The sequence below is a fragment of the Hymenobacter sp. 102 genome (assembly GCF_049949205.1).
In the GTDB taxonomy this organism is placed as follows: Bacteria; Bacteroidota; Bacteroidia; order Cytophagales; family Hymenobacteraceae; genus Hymenobacter.
Genome location: NZ_CP188172.1, coordinates 2,563,376 through 2,580,780, shown reverse-complemented (window position 1 = coordinate 2,580,780; position 17,405 = coordinate 2,563,376). Strand labels below are relative to the sequence as shown.

Annotated in this window: 21 protein-coding genes; 11 read left to right on the top strand and 10 right to left on the bottom strand. The window is 61.4% G+C overall.

The window, feature by feature from the left end:
• Positions 1-11 precede the first annotated feature (11 nt).
• The 6 genes from ACN19L_RS11090 to ACN19L_RS11065 form a co-directional block, all read right to left on the bottom strand.
• Positions 12-515, bottom strand: a complete 504-nt coding sequence (locus ACN19L_RS11090) for an N-acetyltransferase family protein (protein ID WP_426493541.1) — start codon at positions 513-515, stop codon at positions 12-14.
• Between the two features lie 155 nt (positions 516-670).
• Entirely contained in the window at positions 671-1,663 is a 993-nt protein-coding gene (hemB, locus tag ACN19L_RS11085) for a porphobilinogen synthase (protein WP_426493540.1), read from the bottom strand.
• A 111-nt stretch (positions 1,664-1,774) separates the two neighbouring features.
• Positions 1,775-2,302: a hypothetical protein gene (locus tag ACN19L_RS11080; RefSeq protein WP_426493539.1), complete on the bottom strand. Its 528-nt coding sequence runs from the start codon at positions 2,300-2,302 to the stop codon at positions 1,775-1,777.
• 158 nt (positions 2,303-2,460) lie between these two features.
• Positions 2,461-2,679 (bottom strand): hypothetical protein, encoded by a 219-nt coding sequence (locus ACN19L_RS11075; protein WP_426493538.1) that lies wholly within the window; start codon positions 2,677-2,679, stop codon positions 2,461-2,463.
• Between the two features lie 220 nt (positions 2,680-2,899).
• The gene (rocD, locus tag ACN19L_RS11070; RefSeq protein WP_426493537.1) at positions 2,900-4,159 is read right to left on the bottom strand and encodes an ornithine--oxo-acid transaminase; all 1,260 of its coding nucleotides are present in this window, start codon (positions 4,157-4,159) and stop codon (positions 2,900-2,902) included.
• Between the two features lie 95 nt (positions 4,160-4,254).
• Complete coding sequence (locus ACN19L_RS11065; RefSeq protein ID WP_426493536.1) at positions 4,255-4,713, bottom strand: hypothetical protein; 459 nt, start codon at positions 4,711-4,713, stop codon at positions 4,255-4,257.
• A gap of 90 nt (positions 4,714-4,803) precedes the next feature.
• On the opposite strand from ACN19L_RS11065, the gene ACN19L_RS11060 reads away from it, so the two are divergent.
• The 10 genes from ACN19L_RS11060 to ACN19L_RS11015 all read left to right on the top strand — a co-directional run bounded on the left by ACN19L_RS11060 (position 4,804) and on the right by ACN19L_RS11015 (position 14,191).
• Complete coding sequence (locus ACN19L_RS11060) at positions 4,804-4,968, top strand: DUF5522 domain-containing protein (protein WP_426493535.1); 165 nt, start codon at positions 4,804-4,806, stop codon at positions 4,966-4,968.
• 262 nt (positions 4,969-5,230) lie between these two features.
• A complete protein-coding gene (gene rpmB / locus ACN19L_RS11055; RefSeq protein ID WP_044003635.1) occupies positions 5,231-5,470 on the top strand; it encodes a 50S ribosomal protein L28 in 240 nt (79 codons plus the stop codon).
• A gap of 199 nt (positions 5,471-5,669) precedes the next feature.
• Positions 5,670-7,316: an aminopeptidase P N-terminal domain-containing protein gene (locus ACN19L_RS11050; RefSeq protein ID WP_426493534.1), complete on the top strand. Its 1,647-nt coding sequence runs from the start codon at positions 5,670-5,672 to the stop codon at positions 7,314-7,316.
• 150 nt (positions 7,317-7,466) lie between these two features.
• The gene (gene rpmG, locus ACN19L_RS11045) at positions 7,467-7,649 is read left to right on the top strand and encodes a 50S ribosomal protein L33 (protein WP_022825071.1); all 183 of its coding nucleotides are present in this window, start codon (positions 7,467-7,469) and stop codon (positions 7,647-7,649) included.
• A gap of 7 nt (positions 7,650-7,656) precedes the next feature.
• Positions 7,657-7,818 (top strand): DUF4295 domain-containing protein, encoded by a 162-nt coding sequence (locus ACN19L_RS11040; protein ID WP_125417325.1) that lies wholly within the window; start codon positions 7,657-7,659, stop codon positions 7,816-7,818.
• 184 nt (positions 7,819-8,002) lie between these two features.
• Complete coding sequence (gene ftsY, locus ACN19L_RS11035) at positions 8,003-8,980, top strand: signal recognition particle-docking protein FtsY (protein WP_125417326.1); 978 nt, start codon at positions 8,003-8,005, stop codon at positions 8,978-8,980.
• 291 nt (positions 8,981-9,271) lie between these two features.
• On the top strand, positions 9,272-10,585 hold the full coding sequence (gene rimO / locus ACN19L_RS11030; protein ID WP_426493533.1) for a 30S ribosomal protein S12 methylthiotransferase RimO: 1,314 nt from the start codon (positions 9,272-9,274) through the stop codon (positions 10,583-10,585).
• A gap of 222 nt (positions 10,586-10,807) precedes the next feature.
• Entirely contained in the window at positions 10,808-12,400 is a 1,593-nt protein-coding gene (gene bshC, locus ACN19L_RS11025) for a bacillithiol biosynthesis cysteine-adding enzyme BshC (RefSeq protein ID WP_426493532.1), read from the top strand.
• Between the two features lie 217 nt (positions 12,401-12,617).
• Positions 12,618-13,526 carry a carboxypeptidase-like regulatory domain-containing protein gene (locus ACN19L_RS11020; RefSeq protein WP_426493531.1) on the top strand — a complete coding sequence of 303 codons (909 nt, stop codon included), beginning with the start codon at positions 12,618-12,620 and terminating at the stop codon, positions 13,524-13,526.
• Positions 13,527-13,621: 95 nt separating this feature from the next.
• Complete coding sequence (locus tag ACN19L_RS11015; RefSeq protein WP_426493530.1) at positions 13,622-14,191, top strand: 5-formyltetrahydrofolate cyclo-ligase; 570 nt, start codon at positions 13,622-13,624, stop codon at positions 14,189-14,191.
• Here ACN19L_RS11015 and ACN19L_RS11010 read toward each other — a convergent pair.
• Entirely contained in the window at positions 14,188-14,646 is a 459-nt protein-coding gene (locus tag ACN19L_RS11010; RefSeq protein WP_426493529.1) for a hypothetical protein, read from the bottom strand. The two genes, ACN19L_RS11015 and ACN19L_RS11010, sit on opposite strands and share 4 nt — an antisense overlap.
• Positions 14,647-14,786: 140 nt before the next feature.
• Here ACN19L_RS11010 and ACN19L_RS11005 point away from each other — a divergent pair, with 140 nt between their 5' ends.
• Positions 14,787-15,287 (top strand): ExbD/TolR family protein, encoded by a 501-nt coding sequence (locus ACN19L_RS11005; RefSeq protein WP_426493528.1) that lies wholly within the window; start codon positions 14,787-14,789, stop codon positions 15,285-15,287.
• 77 nt (positions 15,288-15,364) lie between these two features.
• Here ACN19L_RS11005 and ACN19L_RS11000 read toward each other — a convergent pair whose 3' ends face one another.
• From ACN19L_RS11000 to ACN19L_RS10990, 3 genes are all read right to left on the bottom strand, one after another.
• Complete coding sequence (locus ACN19L_RS11000; RefSeq protein WP_426493527.1) at positions 15,365-15,514, bottom strand: hypothetical protein; 150 nt, start codon at positions 15,512-15,514, stop codon at positions 15,365-15,367.
• A gap of 113 nt (positions 15,515-15,627) precedes the next feature.
• The gene (locus ACN19L_RS10995; RefSeq protein WP_426493526.1) at positions 15,628-16,185 is read right to left on the bottom strand and encodes a GDYXXLXY domain-containing protein; all 558 of its coding nucleotides are present in this window, start codon (positions 16,183-16,185) and stop codon (positions 15,628-15,630) included.
• Entirely contained in the window at positions 16,182-17,402 is a 1,221-nt protein-coding gene (locus ACN19L_RS10990; RefSeq protein ID WP_426493525.1) for a DUF2157 domain-containing protein, read from the bottom strand. Before ACN19L_RS10990 ends, ACN19L_RS10995 begins: the two co-directional genes overlap by 4 nt.
• Positions 17,403-17,405: the final 3 nt, after the last annotated feature.

Here is a 17,405-nt window from a genome sequence, read left to right as displayed (position 1 = left end):
GTGGTGGCCGGCTACGCCAGCCGCTTCTCGTAGCAGAAAAACCGCAGGCCTGGCCGGAACGCCAGCGTAATCTCGCCCGCAAACCGGTAACCCAGCTTCGGAAACAGCTGCTGCGTGGCCCGGTTCTCGGAGTTGGTATCCACGCGCAGCACCCGCAAACCCTGCTGCTGCGCCAGCCTCTCTGCCTGGGCCAATAAAGCCGCCGCCAGCCCGTGGCCCTGGGCCGCCGGTGACACTGCCAGGCGGTGCGTAACCAGGGCAGGCTCGGCCACGTCCCAGTCGGCCTGGGCATACTCGGGGTCCTGGTCGTTGTGGGTGAGGGCGGCCACGGCGGCAATCTGCCCAGCCAGCTCCGCCACCCACAAATGGCCCTGCTGAATGTCCCGTTGAAACACTTCTTCGTTCGGGTAGTCAGCAGTCCACTGAAAATTGCCGCTGGCCTGCATCAATGGCACCACCTGGCGGATCAGGTGCAGAACAGCCGGAATATCGGTTGCGGTAGCAAGGCGGAGCATCTGGCTGAGGGGTAAGAGGATGATGGGGAGAAAAGCGTGTCACCCTGAGCCCCGCGAAGGACCTTACCGAGCAAGAGCAAGTCGTTGAATACGGGGGCGTTCTTTACTGGTGAGTTCCTTCGCTGGACTCAGGATGACAGACGAAAAGAGGGCCGTTACCCGCGCCGCAGCACCTCGGCGGCTTCTTTGGCGAAGTAGGTCAGAATGGCATCGGCCCCGGCCCGCTTGATGCTGGTGAGCACTTCCATCATCGTCTTTTCCCCATCCAGCCAGCCCTGCTGGGCGGCGGCCTTCACCATGGCGTACTCGCCCGATACGTTGTAGGCCGTCACGGGCAGTTGGGTGTTGTCGCGCACTTCCCGAATCACGTCCAGGTAGCTTAGGGCGGGCTTAATCATCACTATGTCGGCGCCTTCCTGCTCATCGAGGGCCAGTTCGCGCAGGGCCTCGCGGCGGTTGGCGGGGTTCATCTGGTAGCTTTTCTTGTCGCCTTTTTTCGGGGCCGAGTCCAGCGCGTCGCGGAAGGGACCGTAGAAGGCGGAAGCGTACTTGGCCGTGTAGCTCATGATGCTCACGCCCGAAAAGCCGTTGCTGTCCAGCACCTCCCGGATCCAGGCCACGCGCCCATCCATCATATCCGAAGGGCCAATGATGTCGGCTCCGGCCCGGGCCTGTGCCAGCGCCATCTGGCCCAGCACTTCCAGGGAAGCATCGTTCAGGATTTCGCCCGATTCAGCGTCCACCACGCCGTCGTGCCCATCGGAGGAGTAAGGGTCCATGGCCACGTCAGTCATCAGCACCACGTCGGGAAACTGCCGCTTGATGTCGGCCACCGTTTTCAGGTACAGGCCGTCCATGTTGGCCGATTCCCGGGCCAGCCGGTCCTTCAACGCCTCGTTCACCTGCGGAAACGGGGCGAAGCTTTTAATGCCCAGCTCCACGCAGCGGCCAATTTCGTCGATAACCCGGTCGGCCGAGAACCGGTGAATCCCCGGCATCGACTTAATGGCAATCTGCTGGTTCTGTCCTTCGGTAATAAAAATCGGGTAGATGAAATCGTGGGTGGCGAGGTGCGTTTCCTGCACCATGTCGCGGATAACCTGAGATTTGCGGTTGCGGCGCGGGCGGTGCGTGGGTACGTTGGGCATCGTTGAGGTCAATTGGTAAGACGGGATAGAACAGCGGGAGCAAAGGTAAGGTTGCAGCCGAACCGGATTCAACCGGGTGCCGAGCCGCTTCCCGCGGCGCCGTCTGCCGCGCTACATATTGAAGAATTCCTGAAATATCTCCAGCCAGGCGTGCTTGCCGCCAATGCCCAGCACCAGAAAGTAATAGCCCAGCAGCACCACCACCGCGCCCACCCCCAGGCCCAACCAGCCGCCCAGGGCAATACCGCCTACGATGCCGCCTAGAATCAGCAGCCCACCCAGAAGAATGTGCAGGGTATCGTGGCGGGTTGGTTGCTGGGGCCGGGCGGCGGTTTCGGGGTGCAGGTGTTGCGCTGCGAAGGGCCGGATGAGTTGGATCTGGGGATTGGAAGTAACCGCGACGTGCCGTTGCGGGCCCGTAGCCTGAGGCCGGGCCGCTCGATGAGCGGCTACTTCCACCCTTTGCTGAGCTACCGGTACTTCCGGATTGTGGGCTGGGGCCGGGGCTGGGGGGGAGGGTGCTGCCGGCAGTACAGCTACAGAAGTTGCAGCGCGAAAGGAAAAGGCAGTCTGCTCACTACGGCAGCTGCTGAGCACCGTCAGGAGCAGGCCGCAGCACAGGCGGGTGGTTACTTGCATGCCCCAAAGTAGCGACAAACTGCCCGAGGTTGACTGTTAACTGACCTGGTGGCGTCTGCACGGGCTAAAAAAAACGCCGTGCTTCGGCCTGAGCAGGCAGAAGCACGGCAAACTAGGTATCTGAGGGGAGCGGCTGTATCGGGGAAAGGGCGGCTGGTTTACTGCTGCCGGTACGAGGCAGCTTCGGCCGCCGTCATGATGGCGCGGGTGGCCTGCGGGCCCTGCGAATCGTGCAGCAGCAGCACGGTGCTGGCCGAGTCGGCGGGGAAAGATGCTACGGTGCCCAGCGTGCGGGAGATAAACGTGGCCCGGGTGGTCTGGCAGCTGGCCAGCAGAGCGAGAATACCGCAGAATAAAACTATCCGAAGAGCACGCATAACAAGTAGGCTTTAAGGGAGAAGTGTACCAAAGGTACGGCCTCCCACTGCCGCCAAACCGACTTCTTCGGTCAACCGCCCACCCCAGACTGCCAGCGAAATAAAATTGTCGGCGGGCAAAAGCGGGGGCCGGTGAACGGCGCCTCCACCACGATGAACGGCTGGCTTCCCGCAGGACGCCAGCCGTTCATCGTGCTTAATCAGCCAGCAGGTGGCCGCCTTAAAACTCCCGGATTACCTGCTCAATGATGTCGCAGGCTTCGTGCAGTTGCTCTTCGTTGATTACCAGCGGCGGGGCAAACCGGATAATGTCGCCGTGGGTGGGTTTGGCCAGCAGGCCCCGCTCCATCAGGGTCACGCACACGTCCCAGGCCGTGCGGCCATCGGCCGAGGGCTTGATGACGACGGCGTTAAGCAGGCCTTTGCCGCGCACCAGTTCCACCACCTCGGGGCGCTGCTGCTGCACCCGGCGCATCCGCTCCCGGAATACTTCACCCAAGGCCTTGGCATTGGCCGTCAGGCGCTCCTCCACCAGCACATCCAGGGCCGCCCGCAGCACTACGCACGCCAGCGGGTTGCCGCCGAAGGTGGAGCCATGCTGCCCGGGCTGAATGGTGAGCATGATTTCGTTGCGGGCCAGCACCGCCGACACCGGCAGCACGCCTCCACTCAGGGCCTTGCCCAGAATCAGAATATCGGCGTGCACGCCCTCGTAGCACACGGCCAGCAGCTCGCCGGTGCGGCCCAGACCCGTCTGAATTTCATCGGCAATAAACAGCACGTTACGGGCCTTGCACAGGGCCGCAGCCTTGGCCAGGTAGCCTTCCGAAGGTACCATTACACCCGCTTCCCCTTGGATGGGCTCTACCAGAAAGCCGCACACATGCGGGTCTTGCAGTGCCTCTTCCAGCGCCACCAGATCATCATAGGGCACTACCTGGTAGCCGGGCATGTACGGCCCGAAGCCGCCGGTAGAGTCGCCGTCGGTGCTGAAGGAAATAATGCCGGTGGTGCGGCCGTGGAAGTTGTGCTCGGCCACCAGAATGCGGGCCTGGTTGGGCGCAATGCCCTTCTCCTGATAGCCCCACTTGCGGGCCAGCTTAAGGGCGGTTTCCACGGCCTCGGCTCCGGAGTTCATCAGCAGCGCCTTGTCGTAGTTGAACAGCTCGCAGAGCTGCTTCTCGGCCGGGCCCAGCTGGTCGTTGAAGAACGCCCGCGAAGTGAGCGTAAGTTTTTGCGCCTGCTCCGTCAGCGCCCCAATGATGCGGGGGTGGCAGTGGCCCTGGTTCACGGCTGAGTAGGCTGATAGAAAATCGTAGTACCGTTTGCCCTCCACGTCCCAGAGGTGTACGCCCTCGCCCCGGCTCAGCACCACGGGCAGCGGATGGTAGTTGTGGGCTCCGTAGTGGTCTTCCAGAGCCATCAGCTCCTGGCTGCGGCTACGGGTGGCAGTATCAGTAGCAGGGAGGTGGGCGGACATCAACATAAGCGAAACGGGAATGGATGGGTGTTCTCAAAACTACGCAAACCAGGCTGGTCGGTCAAGGCAACGGGGGATAAGCGCACCGGAAGTGACTACTCCTGCTCTGCCAGACGCTCCTCCAGGTCCCAGTATTTGCCCAAATAATTGCCTTCTTCCCGGCCGGTGCCAAACAGCAGCAGCCAGTCCTGCACGGCACTTTCCGGCAGCTCAATGGGGGCAGGCGGTGCGGTTGTTTCGGCTCGCATGATGAGGCCTTTCAGCTGCGGGCCCTGCCAGCTCTGCACCCGCACTACCAGCAGCTCCGGGGTAGCCGCTTCGTTTAGTCCCCGGGCCACCACGTACAGCTGCGCCCCGGCCGGCAAGCCCTGCCGAAACTGCTGCCGGGCCCCCCCCAAGGTACGGTGTGCTTCTTTCAGGGGCAGGGCAGGAAGGGTAGCCGGAGCCTGCGTTACCTGTCGCACGAGCTGCCAGGGCCCTGCCGGTTCTGGCTGGGCTGCTACTACCAGCGGGCTGGTGCACAGAAAAAACAAAATAGGCCGCAGCACACGCATACCAGTAGCTGAAATGGAAGAGCAAGATAGGGGTTGCCACCTCACCTTGTCCCCAATACGTAACTTGCTGCCTCACCCAACCTGCAGCCCGTGCCCCAGCCCGCTCCTCAGCCCCTTCAGCCCGGCGACTTTTACTATACTCCCGAAGGCTATCTGGTGTTTACGGAGCAGTATCATCGGCGGCGGGGCTACTGCTGCGGCAGCGGCTGCCGGCACTGCCCCTGGCGGAAAAAGGAAGCGAAAAGTGAAAAATAGCAACCACGGCAGGCCCGTGGGTTCACGTCTGCCGAAAAACCAACCCGTGCCCCTAGGCGCCGGATGTACGCGGCCTTTGCCGTTGCCAACAGCTGCCACGCCGGCCCGGGGAGAGCAACCTGATTTCGCTTTCGGCCTCGTGCTTTCGACATCTTTTTTACCTAACCCGCTATTTTCCAGCGAGGCGGTTTGATTTCGAAATATTAATTCCGATATTTGCGGCCCCGTTTTTCTGCTTTGTAACACTCAACTTTCTGATATCATGGCCCGTGTTTGTGACCTTACTGGCAAGCGTACCCGCGTAGGCAACAACGTTTCGCACGCCAACAACAAAACCAAGCGCAAGTTCTACCCGAACCTGCAGAAGAAGCGTTTCTACATCCCTGAGCAGGACGCCTGGGTTACGTTGAAAGTGGCTACCAGCACCATCCGCACCATCAACAAGAACGGCATCATGTCGGTCCTGAAGAAGGCGAAGGAGCAGGGCTTCATCGTGTACTAGTTTCTCGCGCCGAGAAATTCAGTCGATTTTTTTCGCGAAGCTTCCGCGGCTTAGCATTCGGGTTATCCTGAATGTAGCCGCGGAAGCTTCGCGTTTTTTATGTTTTCGGAGCTGGTCAACTGTCGGGCCGGGCTGGTACCTTCGCCGGGCTGCCGGTTTGCGCGCAACGCATGCGCCGCGCGGCAGTCTTTGCTCCGCTATGCCTACTCCCTTCTTCGCCCGCACTTTCCGGCCGCTGCTGCTGGCCGCCACGCTGGTTACGGCCGTGCCCGCCGCTCAGGCCCAAAACCCCGTTAGCACCGACCACCCGGCCGACCTGCTGACTCCGGCTTTCCACAAGCAGCGGCGCGAGCTGGTCCGGCAGGCCATGCCGGCCGGCTCGGTGGCCGTGGTGTTTGCCGCGCCGGTGCGCAACCGGGCCAACGATGTGGACTTCGTGTACCATCAGAACCCCGACCTGTATTACCTCACGGGTTATCAGGAGCCGAACAGTATGCTGGTCTTGTTCAAGGAGCCGCAAACCGTGGGTGGGCAGTCCGGCATAACGGAAATACTGTTTGTGGACCCCCGCGACCCGCAGCGGGAGCAATGGACGGGCCACCGGCTCGGCTCTGAAGGAGCCAAAAAGCAGCTGGGGCTGCAGGCTGCCGCCGATAACAAAGCCTTTGCCACCAGCGGCATCAAGTGGGCCGGTTTCAGCAACGTGCTGTTCGTGGAGCTGCCCGCCGATGTGCGCGACGATACCCGCGACCCGGCCGACCTGTTCAATCTGGTAGCTTCATTTCGGGAGCAAGCGGCCGTGCCCGCCGATTTCAATCCCGAGCAGTCGGACCTGCACAAAACTATTCAGCGGTACGGCCTCAGCAACGCGGCCAACCTGCGGCCCTACCTCGAAAACCTCACCAAGCAGAACCCCGGCGTAGCCCAGGATGCCTACGTGCAGCGCTACCTGAAAGCTACTACCGACGCGGAGCGCCAGCAGGCCGTGGCCAACCGCCCCTCGTCCCACTTCGATACAGGGACCCTGAACGACATCCTCAGCAATTTGCGGGCTGTGAAAACGCCCGAGGAGCTAGCCCTATTGCGCCGGGCCGTGCGCATCAGTGCCGTGGGGCAGCAGGAGGTGATGAAGGCTACCACCCCCAGCATGGGCGAAATGGAGCTCCAGGGCCTGCACGAGTACGTGTACAAGAAATACGGGGCCGAGTTTGAGGGCTACCCCAGCATTGTAGGGGCCGGCAACAACGCCTGCGTGCTGCACTACATCACCAACGACAAGCCCCAGGTAAAAAACGACCTGCTGCTAATGGACTGCGGCGCCGAGTACCACGGCTACACCGCCGACGTGACGCGCACCATTCCGCCCGGCGGCAAGTTCAGCCCGGCCCAGCGCCAGATTTACGAGATAGTACTAGCCGCCCAGGATGCCGGCTTTGCGGCCTGCAGGCCCGGAGCTGAGTTTCAGGCCCCGCATAAAGCAGCCCAGAAGGTGATTACCGACGGCCTGCTGAAGCTGGGCATTATCAGCAAGCCCGAGGAGGTGCGCACCTATTTCCCGCACGGCACCAGCCACTACCTGGGCCTGGATGTACACGACCGGGGCAACTACGAGCCCCTGCAAGCAGGCAACGTAATTACCGTGGAGCCAGGTATTTATATTCCGGAGGGGAGCCCCTGCGATAAGAAGTGGTGGAACATCGGCGTCCGCATTGAAGACGACGTGCTCATCACCAGCACCGGCTCCGAAAACCTTTCCCGCGAAGCCCCGCGTACCGTGGCGGAAATTGAGGGCATGATGACCCAGCCCAGTGCCCTGGATAATTTCAAGCTGCCGGTGCTGCGGTAGGTACCGCCGGGCTGCTGCCTCAAAACCCAACGCTGGCGGGCCCTGACGGATACTCTTCGTACATTCCATCAACTATTTAGCTGTTGGGCATTTGACTTTTCCGAAAGTCCTTGTACCTTTGCAGTCCTTAATCCCAAAACCCCCGTCGAGATGGCTAAGAAAGGCAACCGGGTGCAGGTAATCCTTGAATGCACTGAGCATAAGAACTCGGGGCAGCCGGGCACCTCGCGCTACATCACCACCAAGAACCGCAAGAACACGCCTGAGCGCATTGAGTTGAAGAAGTTCAACAACGTGCTCAAGAAGATGACCGTTCACAAGGAAATCAAGTAATTGAGCAATGGCTAAGAAAGTAGTAGCAACCCTGAAAACCGCTACCGGCAAGGACTGGGCAAAAGTCATCCGTGCTGTGAAATCGGACAAAACCGGCGCTTACACCTTCCGCGAAGAAATGGTGCCCGTTGACAAAGTGCAGGACTATATCGCCACCGGCGTTAAATAAGCCCTGGCCTTTGTGGCAATTCTGAATAAGTGAAGAAGTCCCGCCAGCGTGGGACTTTTTTGCGTTTGTAGCGCGAAGCTCCAGCTTCGCGTGCCGTTGAAGGGGCCGCCCGGCGGGTGGTGCCCACGTCATCGTTCATCGTCAGCAACGATGCGCGAAGCTGGAGCTTCGCGCTACTCTCCGCATGGGACTTTTCGATTTTTTCAAGAAGGATAAGGAAAGCAAGGAGCAGCAGCAGGCTCTGGATGAAGGCTTGCAGAAAACCAAAACCAGCTTCTTCGACCAGTTGAGCAAGGCCGTGGTGGGCAAAGCCACCGTGGACGAGGCCGTGCTCGACGACCTGGAAACCATGCTGGTGCACGCCGATGTGGGCATCGACACCACGGTGAAGGTGATTGACCGTATCGAGAAGCGCGTGGCCCGCGACAAGTACGTGAGCACCTCGGAGCTGGACCGCATCCTGCGCGAGGAAATTGTGGAGCTGCTGGACCGCAACAGCGGGGCCACCGGCTCCCGCGCCATCCTCGACCGGCCCGACAATACCGGCTCACCCTTCGTGATTATGGTGGTGGGCGTGAACGGCGTGGGCAAAACCACCACCATTGGTAAGCTGGCCCACCGTTTCCACTCGGCCGGTAAGAAAGTGGTGCTGGGCGCGGCCGATACCTTCCGGGCCGCTGCCGTGGATCAGCTCATCATTTGGGGGCAGCGGGTGGGCGTGCCCGTCATTTCGCATGGCATGAACACCGACCCCGCCGCCGTAGCCTTCGATGCCGTGCAGAAAGCCGTGGATATGCAGGCCGATGTGGTGATTATCGACACGGCCGGCCGCCTGCACAACAAGGTGAACCTGATGAACGAGCTGAGCAAAATCAAGCGCGTGATGCAGAAGGTGATTCCCGACGCGCCCCACGAGGTGCTGCTGGTGCTGGATGGCAGCACCGGCCAGAATGCCTTCCTGCAGGCCAAGGAGTTCACCAAAGCCACCGAGGTATCGGCCCTGGCCATTACCAAGCTCGACGGCACGGCCAAGGGCGGCGTGGTCATTGGCATCAGCGACCAGCTGCAGGTGCCCGTGCGCTACATCGGCGTGGGCGAGAAGATGACCGATCTGCAGCTGTTCGACCGGACGACGTTCGTGAATTCGCTGTTTAAGAAGTAGGTACAGAATTAGAATAGACGAAGAAAGAACGTCATGCTGAGCTTGCCGAAGCATCTCTACCGTAAGTAACTCATTCGTTACAACGAAGCGGTAGAGGTGCTTCGGCTTCGCTCAGCATGACGTTCTGCATTAGTGCCCACTCTGGCTATACTGCCGCACAAAGAAACTTCCTCAGTAGGAAAAGGCGTTGCGGGGTTCGTACCTTTGCGGTCCGATTTTTCGTCGCGGGCCGTAGCGGGCAAGTTTCTCAGTGCTAAGAAATTGTCCGGCCGCCCGCCTACTCAATCCAGCATGAAAGTAAGAAGCCAGCAGGCCAATAAAGTCAACGTCATCACCCTCGGGTGCTCCAAGAACCTCGTGGACTCGGAAGTGCTCATGGGCCAGCTCCGCGCCAACCAGTTTGAGGTAACGCACGAAGCCGACAAGAGCGACGCCAACATCGTCATCATCAACACCTGCGGCTTTATCGACAACGCCAAGCAGGAAAGCATCGACACCATTCTGCGCTACGCCGACGAAAAGGAGGCGGGCAAGCTGGAGAAGCTGTACGTGACGGGCTGCCTCTCGCAGCGCTACAAGGACGACCTGGAGGTGGAAATCCCGCAGGTAGATGCCTTCTTTGGCACCCTGGAACTGCCCCAGCTCATGAAAACGCTGGAGGCCGACTACAAGCACGAGCTGGTGGGCGAGCGGCTGCTGACCACGCCCAAACACTACGCCTACTTCAAGATTGCCGAGGGCTGCAACCGGCCCTGCTCGTTCTGCGCCATCCCGCTGATGCGGGGCAAGCACCAGGACCGCCCTATAGAAGACCTGGTGAAGGAAGCCAAGCGCCTGGCCTCGATGGGTACCAAGGAACTGATTCTCATTGCCCAGGACCTGACCTACTACGGCCTGCAGCACTACGGCGAGCGGAAGCTGGCCGACCTGATGCGCCACCTCTCCGACGTGAACGGCATCGACTGGATCCGGCTGCAGTACGCTTACCCCTCGCAGTTCCCGATGGATGCCCTGGACGTGATGAACGAGCGGGACAACATCTGCAAGTACTTGGATATGCCCCTGCAGCATATTTCGGATAACATGCTGAAAACCATGCGCCGCGGCATCAGCAAGCGCCGCACGGTGGAGCTGGTGGACACCATCCGCCAGCGGGTGCCCAACATTGCCCTGCGCACCACCCTCATTGCCGGCCACCCCGGCGAAACCCAGCAGGATTTTGAGGAGCTGTACCGCTTCGTGGAAGACACCCGCTTCGACCGCCTGGGCATCTTTACCTACTCGCACGAGGACAACACGCACTCCTTCACCCTGCCCGACGACGTGCCCGCCGACGTAAAGCAGGACCGCGCCGACCAGATTATGGAGCTGCAGCAAGGCATTTCGATGGAGCTGAACGAGGAGAAGGTGGGCCAGACCCACAAGGTGCTGTTTGACCGTAAGGAAAGCGGCTACTTCGTGGGCCGCACCCAGTACGACTCGCCCGAAGTAGACAACGAAGTGCTGGTGCCCGCCACCAAAGACACCTACGTGCGCCTCGGCGACTTCGCCCAGGTGCAGATTACCGAGGCCTCCGACTTCGACCTGTACGGCAAGCTGGTGTAAGCCAAGTGTTTTAGCCCGCAGAGGACGCGGAGGTAGCGCAGAGGGCGCAGAGGCAGACGAATCTTATCTGCCTCTGCGCCCTCTGCGCTACCTCCGCGTCCTCTGCGGGCTAAAAACTGCCTGCTCTCATACTAGCAAACACAGCTAAAAACCAACCGCTGAAAAAAAGCTCAGTTACTTTGTGGCCGCTGGCCGGTTATAGCCCGATTATCCTCTTCTCGTATGTCCGTCACGACTCTTTCGTACGCCGCAACCGGCGCGTTTTCCTCGTTGCTCACTGATTATCTGGGCCAGGCGGAAGCGCTGCAGCCCTTTTACCACCGCTTCCCCACGCTGGCTGCCTTTGCCGAGCAGATACAAGAGAAGCAGGCCCAGTACCCGCCCGCGGCCCGGCAGCGGCTCACGGCCGAGCTGCAGCGGCAGTACGCCGCGCTGCCCGGGGTGCACCCGGCGGTGCAGGCCAATCTGGCGCTGCTGGCAAAGGACACGACGTTCACCATCACCACCGGCCACCAGCTCAACCTGCTTACCGGGCCGCTGTACTTCATCTATAAGATTGTAACGGCCGTGAAGCTGGCCCGGCAGCTGAAGGCGCAGTACCCGCAGTACGATTTCGTGCCGGTGTACTGGATGGCCTCCGAGGACCACGACTTTGCCGAAATCAACCACCTGAACCTGTTCGGCAAAAAGTACGAGTGGAACGCCGCCGACCAGGGCGGGCCCGTGGGCCGGCTGCCGCTGGCGGGTCTGAAAGAGGAGCTGCTCGACCAGCTGCCCGCCGATGTACCGGCGCTGTTCCGCGAGGCCTACGAGCAGTCGGGCACGTTAGCCGAAGCCACCCGCCGCCTCACGCACGCGCTGTTTGGCGAGTACGGGTTGGTAAGCCTGGATGCCGACGCGCCGGCCCTGAAGCAGGCGCTGGTACCGGTACTGGAGCAGGAAATTCAGGCCCAGGCCTCCAACCAGGCCGTGCAGGCGGCCAACGCCCGCCTCGAAGCCGCCGGCTACAAGCCCCAGGTGTACTCGCGCCCCCTCAACCTGTTTTTCCTGACCGATGGCGGCAAGCGGGAGCGGCTGGAGTACGACGCGGCCCAGGACTGCGTGCAGATTACGGTGCGCAACACTGGCCGCTGCCACAGCCAGCAGGAGCTGCTGGCGCTGGCCCAGGAGCACCCGGAGCAGTTCAGCCCCAACGTGGTGCTTCGGCCGTTGTACCAGGAGCTGCTGCTGCCCAACCTGTGCTACATCGGGGGCGGGGCGGAGGTGGCCTACTGGTTCCAGCTGAAGGGCGTGTTTGAGCAGAACCAGGTGCCGTTCCCCATTCTGCTGCCCCGCAACTCGGCCCAGTACGTGGGCAAAGCCAACGCCGGCAAGCTGCGCAAGCTGGGCCTCACCTCGCTGGATATCTTCCGGCCGCTGCCCGAGCTGAAAAAGCAGGTGGGCGCTACGCTGGGGCAGGAGGAAGTGAGCCTGCGGGAGCAGCAGCAGCAACTGGCTACCGCCTTCCAGCAGATGGCCGAGCTGGCTCAGCGCCTCGACCCTACGCTGGTAAAAACGGTGGCTGCGGAGCAACAGAAGGTAGCCGGCATTGTGCAGGGCCTGGAAAAGCGCCTGAGCAAAGCCGCCGAAGCCAAGCACGAAACGGCTTACACCCAGCTCACGGCCCTCAAAGACAAGCTGATGCCCAACGGCCACCTGCAGGAGCGGGAGGATAACGTGCTGAGCATCCTCATCAACAACCCAGGTTTCATCAACCAGCTGCTGGACGCCTTCGACCCGCTGGCCCTGGAGTTTACGGTGCTGGAAGAGGAGTAAACAGCAACAGCTTCAGCTTGTCGGAAAGTCACCAAAGAACGTCATGCTGAGCTTGCCGAAGTAGCTCTACCGCAATGCTAACTTGTTGAGTAGCCGCGGTAGAGCTGCTTCGGCAAGCTCAGCATAACTGTTTCAACTAAGCCGGGAAGGCAACCATCGGCCACCGGCGGGGCTCTGGGGGAGAGGTATGGTACACTTCACCCACTCCTTATTGCTGATGGCGGCTATTCGACGTTCCTGTTTCTCTGTTTCCTGGCTGCGGAAGGTGGCCGGTGGGCTGCTGGCGGGCCTGCTGCCTCTGACGGCCATCGGTCAGATACTAACCGGCACTATCACCGCCAGCCCCGCGGCCGGCCCGGTGCCGTATGCTAACCTGGGTATTCCGGGCAAGACGGTGGGTACCGTGACGGATGAGCACGGCCGCTACCAGCTGGCCTACACGCCGGCCAACCTCGCCGATACCGTGTACCTATCCAGCCTGGGCTACCGGCCCCAGCGGGTGGTGCTGCGCGAGCTGGTGGCGCAGCCCAACCGCACGCTGGTGCCCGTGGCCGTGCCGCTGGCCGATGTACGGGTGCAGGCCGCGGGCCTCTACAAGCGCCGCCGCACGCTGGGCTGCACCACCGACTCCAAAACCATTCTGTCTGGGCTTAAAGCCGAGCACCTGGGCGCGGAGGTAGGCATGGTCATTTCGCTGAAGCATAAGCCCACGAAGCTGCTTTCGGCTCGCTTCAACGTGCTGTACCGGCAACCCGATACCCTGCTGTTTCGGGTGAATGCGTACCGGCTGCTGCCCAACGGCAAACCCTCCACGGAGAAGCTGCTCGCGCGCAACCTGCTGGTGAGCACGGCCAGCCGCACCAACCCCGACGAACCGCTCACGGTTGATTTGACGGCCGACCACTTGGTGCTGGAAGAGGATTTTCTGCTGACGCTGGAATGGGTAAGTGGGGGCGCGGCGCAGGACGTGAGCAAGAACATGCATTTCTCCAGCGCGCTGGGGTACGGCAAGGGCGACCTGTACTTTCGCAAAACCAGCCAGGATTCCTGGGAGCGTCCGTCGCTGGGTATGGCCCTGGCCGGCATGCAGCTGAAGGTGGGCTTCTACGTGACGGCGCTGGATTGATTGGCTCAGCCAAAAGAAACCAGTCGAAAAAAGTGTTCTGCTGTTTGTCTCAGCGGATAAAAAATCAGCATAATCAGTCCAATCCGCGAAAATCTATGACCAAAGCCACTCTCCGCCGCGAAGCCCTGGCCCGCCGCCGCGCCCTGCCCGAAGCCGAAGTAGCCCAGCGCAGCGCGGCGCTGTGGCAGCAGCTGCGGGCCGGTTTTCCGGTAGCGCAGTGGCAGTGGCTGCACCTGTTTCTGCCCATTCCGCAGCAGCACGAGCCTGATACCTGGCCGCTGATCCGGCAGCTCTGGGCGCAGCCGCACCCGCAGCTGGCCGTGCCCGTGGTGCAGCCCGACGGCCACACGCTCCGTCACTTCCACCTCACGCCCAACACCCAACTCAGGAACAACAAGTGGGGGATTCCGGAACCGGTGGGCGCGGCCGAAGTAGCGCCGCAACAGTTGGATGCCGTACTGATTCCGCTGCTGGCCGTGGATGAAGCCGGCCACCGCGTAGGCTACGGCAAAGGCTTCTACGACCGGTTCTTAACCGAATGCCGGGCCGATACGCTGCGCATCGGAGTGAGCCTGGAGTCGCCGGTGCCGCCCATTGCCGATGTATGGGCCGGCGACGTGCCGCTGCACGCCTGCCTCACCCCCGAGCGGGTATGGCGGTTTTAGGTGGAGGCCGGCTGACGCACTAAGCGTAGCAGCCGGATACCAGCCCACAGGATAACCAGCAGCACAAAGCCCTGCAGGCCCAACGATATCCACCGCACAGCTAAAAAAGGGTCGGCGGCTATGGTTGAGTCAGCAGAAAGAGGCGGATAAATGGAGAAGGCAGTATTGCGGAATAAGCTAGTCAGCAGTATTTCCAGTAGCAATCCGCCCCCGGCCAGCAGCCCGAGCAGCAGCTTGCTTTCCCTGGCCCGCCGTTTCAGGCTGTCGGCGGCCAGCACCAGCAACAGCACGAGGGCCAGCAGCCCCAGTTGCCCGGCATAGCTCCCTAGCACCACGTAAGTATTGTGCAGCTGAATGTCGAGGGTAGCGTGTAAGGCCATCTTACCCAGCAGCAGCCAGAGCAACAGGCCCCATATCAGCAGGCTGATGCCGAGAAGCGGAAGAAGTCTGCGCATAAAAACCGGAAGATGGCGCGGCGGTCTAGGATAAAGTAAAAACGAATGCAAGATTACCCGGCGGTCTGGTAGATACAATACCTGGCCCGGCTATAGCGTTGCCTGCAGACAATCCATATTCACCTAACCCCAATATCATTATGGCCGACCTCCAGACCGCCGCCCCCGCCGCCAAGGGCACCAAGCCCCGCGCCAAGAAACATGCCTTCCGCCTCGATATGACCCCGATGGTGGACCTGGCATTTCTGCTGCTCACGTTCTTTATGCTCACCACTACCTTCAGCAAGCCCACCATCATGGAAGTGGCCATGCCCGACCCGAAAGGCGAAACGGACGTGCCGGCTTCCGGGGCTCTGACGGTGCTGCTGGATAAAAACCACACGGTGCACTACTTCTACGGCCTCAACTCTACAACCGAGCCCGCCCAGTTGCACACCACCTCCTTCGGTACCGATGGATTACGGAAAGTGCTGCTGCAGTTCCGGCAGAAAAAAGGTATGGTGCTCATCAAAGCGTCCGATAAAGCGGAGTACCGCAGCATGGTAGATGCATTGGACGAAATGAACATCACGGATACGCCGAAATACGCACTGGTAGACCTGGCCCCGGCCGATAAACAACTACTGGCCCAGGCGAAATAAGCTGCTAGCGGTCCGCTCAGCCGGCCTGCGTAACACAAACGCCCGCGCTGCTACTGGCAGGGCGGGCGTTTGTGCATTCAGGAAGATACCAGGGATTCGGCTGTCTGGAGCGGCAGGGCCGTCGTGGATTCAGCCGAAACGGTTGGTTTTTTAGGCGATTTAGCCGGTTTTGCGGCACGACGCTGGGCCGCCAGCACCTCGGCCAGGGTGGATAGGGTGACTTTCATACGGGAAACGGGTAAATGGATACAACAACATGCAATAGGTAGATAGAGGCAGGGCAGCCAAGATACAACAAGAACCGGCAATTGTGCAACCACTGATAAGCGCCGGCCACTGGTTACGGTTGGGCCAGCGTATCCAAACGAACAATGCGGGCCTGTCCCCAGGGCGCCACGCTGATTTGCACGCGCATGGGGCGCCGCCGGGAAAGCCGACGGCTCATGGTTTCGGGTACGTAATACCGCTCCAGACCGTAGCGCAGGCGTAGGCCCCGCCGCCACACGGCCTGTACCGAGCCCCGCAACACCACCTGCTGGCCGGTAGCCGCCGGACGCTCTGGAAAAACAGCAGTGGCTTGGTACGTGCCCGCCGGAGTGGGTGCCAGCAGCACGTAGGCCGCCTGTTGCCGCCGCGGCGTTGCAGAGTCCCGCCACAGGCTGCCCGGTAGCTCATTGATCTGGTAGCGCAGGTTCAGATAGTCGCCGTAGAGCAGGTCGCGCGGATCAACGGGTTGGGTACTAAGCCAGAAGGTGCGGCCCAGGGCCGCCGTAGCGTAACCAGCGGCGGCTACGCCCAGCACGAATAACACCTGGGCGGCCACCAGCCACCGCAGCCACCGACGACGGGCTGGGTCGGGTAAATCGGGCAAGGGTGTGGGAAAGGTATCCGGAGTCATGAGGGAGTGGAAGAAGGGCCGGAAAACGTGCGGGCCGCCCGCCGCCGCAGCACCCACCAGATACCCAATAGCAACAAGCCGCCCAGCAGGAAAAACAACGACTTATCCATGAAGCCCCAGGTGAGTTTGAAATAGGCTACGGCCGTGGTCAGAATAAACAGCACCGTACCCAACGTTACCCGGTCGGGGTTCTGCTCCTGGTGAGCCCGCCACAGCACCGCCCCGGAATATGCGTACAGCACCACCAGGGTAGCCACGGCCAGCGGCAGCCCGCCGGTGAAGTAGAAACCCGGCAGCAGCAGTAACCAATCCGTAAAGCTACCCAGCCGCCCCCGGCGCTGTTTGCCTGCCGCCGATAAAGCCGCCACGCCCAGCAGCGCCGCCAGATACGGCACGAGCGGGGCCCGCAGCTGCCCGGCGTATAGATCAGACTCGCCAAACAGAGCCAGCCCCAGCGTAAACAGAAATGCCGCTACCAGCGGCGGCCCCTGCACGGCCCGGCCCGATGGTCGGTCGGGCTGCCAGTCGCCGAGGGCATATACCAGCGTGGCCGGAATAAAAAACCAGGTGATTTTAACGTGCAGAAAGTTGATGAGCAGTGCCGCCTGCCACAGCAGGCCCGTAGCCAGTACCCCGCCCAGCAGCGCATCGGGCCGCCGCCACCAGTAGTAGCCCAGCCCCAAAGCGGTGCCAACGGCCGTGAGGTAGCTGAATGCACCCAACTGCCCGGTATTGTAACCTTGCACAATACCGCTGATAACGGCCGTCATCAGAAACAACAAGCGGCTGCGGTACAGCCACGTGAGGCCCATGCCGGCTACCGCCCAGGCCAGCAGGCCGGTCAGGTCGTAGCCAATCAACTGATACAGCTGGCTGGTAAGTACAATGCTGGCCCCAAACAGAAGCAGGCCCAGCGCCACCAGGCCCATTGCCAAATCCTGGTTGCCGCGCCGCCGGAAATACTCGCCCCCGGCGTAGGCCCCGCACAAAGAGCCCAGCAGCAGCGCCAGCCGCACCAGCTCCGGCAAAGCCTGCCAGTTAGCGGCCACTACGCTCAATGCGCTTAAGCCCACCAGCAGGCTGCCCAGCAAAGGCAATAGCCCTACGGCAGTAGCTTCGGTGGGGTAGAGCGTCAGCAGCTGCTCCCGCTGCGCCTCCGAAATGAGGCCTTTCTGCACCCACTCCCGCCCGTCGGTTTCCAGTAATTTTCGACTCATAGC